This window comes from Spirillospora sp. NPDC049652 (assembly GCF_040675125.1).
GTDB lineage: Bacteria > Actinomycetota > Actinomycetes > Streptosporangiales > Streptosporangiaceae > Spirillospora.
The window spans coordinates 1-1607 of sequence record NZ_JBFAOF010001310.1; the positions used below are offsets into that span (position 1 = coordinate 1).

Below are 1607 nucleotides of genomic sequence, written 5' to 3' on the forward strand. Positions count from 1 at the left end.
GCCATCCCGTACCGGGGGACGACCGCGCCGGGCGCGGCGGGCGTGGGCAGCGCGGTCGAGCCGTCGGTCGGCAGCGCCGTCCAGCTTCCCGCGCCCTGCCGGCTCTCCACGTAGCCCTCGGTGCGCAGCCGGTCGTAGGCGGCGGTCACGGTGGTGCGGCTGACGCCGAGGGCGGCGGCCAGGTCGCGCTCGGCGGGCAGCCGGGTGCGCAGGGCGAGCCGCCCGTCCTGGACGAGGCCGCGCACCGCGCGGGCGAGCCCCGCGTACAGCGGCCGCTCGCGCGGCACCTCGCCCAGCAGCCGGGCCAGTTGCAGTCCACTCACGTACCGCGTGCCGTTCATAAGGGCCACTTTCCCACATTGGCCCTATAGAGACCAGACCACTTACCGCCATATTGGCTGACATGAACGGACTGGCCTTGACTCTCCGCCGCCTCACCCAGCTCTACGTCGGACTGGCCCTCTACGGCTTCGGCATCTCCCTCCAGGTGGCCTCGGCCCTCGGCAACGACCCGTGGGACGTGTTCCACCAGGGCCTCGCACGCCGGTTCGGACTCTCCCTCGGCACCTGGATCATCATCGCCGGGGCGGTGGTCATGCTCGCCTGGATCCCGCTGCGGCAGCGCCCCGGCCTCGGCACGCTCAGCAACGTCCTGCTGGTCGGGCTCTTCGCCGACCTCGGCCTGTGGGCGCTGCCGCACCCGGACGGCGCCGCCCTGCGCTGGACGTACCTGCTCGCCGCGATCCTGGTCAGCGGCGTCGCCACCGGCTGCTACATCGGCGCCGGCCACGGCCCCGGCCCGCGCGACGGCCTGATGACCGGCCTGGCCGCCAGGGGCGTGCCGATCCGGGTGGCCCGCACCGGGGTCGAGCTGACCGTCCTGCTGGTGGGCTGGCTGCTCGGCGGCACGGTCGGGATTGGAACGGTCCTGTACGCCGTCCTCATCGGCCCGATCTGCCACTGGACGGTCCCGGCCCTGGCGGTCAAGCTGCCCGCTCCCGAGGAGCCCGCCACCGCGACCGAGCGCGAACCGGTCGTCGTCTAGCCGCCCCGGGCCCATCTCGCGCGGGCGCGCGGACCTACAGCGGTTCGGCGCGCTCGCTGCGGGACGCCGAGCCGACCACGGCCGCCGCGAACTCCTCGGGCAGCACGACCGTGCCGTCCTGGTACCGCAGGTCGAGCCGGTCCATCTGCCCGGACCGCCACCAGTAGACGTGCGGGCTGAGCGACCCCGGGCCCTCCTCGTAGGCGTGCTGGGCGTGCGAGTGGAGCTCGTGCGAGGCGCTCGCGGCGGCCCGGTACCGGTTGCGGGGCGACGGGTCCGCCGAGCGCAGCGGGTGGACGATCACCAGGCTGCGGTTCGGGACGGTCACCAGGGCGCCGTGCGGGCCGATGTGCAGGTACTCCTCAAGCCACGCCAGGTGGGTGGCGGTGTAGGCCGTCCAGCCGGACAGCACCGCCACCCGCACCTGGCCGAGGTCGTGCTCCTCCAGCCGGAGCGGGCCGTCCGCCCGGACGTTGGCCCGGCCCAGCATGAACAGCGAGTCGCCGGACACCGGCCAGCCGGCCGCCTCCTGCGCGGTCACCGTCCGCACGGCGGTCGGGGT

2 protein-coding genes and 1 pseudogene are annotated in these 1607 nt (G+C 74.6%); 1 reads left to right on the forward strand and 2 read right to left on the reverse strand.

Features of this window, described 5'->3' with window-relative positions; translation table 11 throughout:
• Positions 1-341: GntR family transcriptional regulator (locus AB0J52_RS39710; RefSeq protein WP_500188298.1), on the reverse strand; the 341-nt coding region annotated here is incomplete at its 3' end.
• A 62-nt stretch (positions 342-403) separates the two neighbouring features.
• On the opposite strand from AB0J52_RS39710, the gene yczE reads away from it, so the two are divergent.
• Positions 404-1045 carry a membrane protein YczE gene (gene yczE, locus AB0J52_RS39715; RefSeq protein WP_500188299.1) on the forward strand — a complete coding sequence of 214 codons (642 nt, stop codon included), beginning with the start codon at positions 404-406 and terminating at the stop codon, positions 1043-1045.
• Positions 1046-1079: 34 nt separating this feature from the next.
• Here the strand turns inward: yczE and AB0J52_RS39720 are convergent.
• Positions 1080-1607 (reverse strand): annotated as a pseudogene (locus AB0J52_RS39720) (hypothetical protein); the annotation flags it as partial.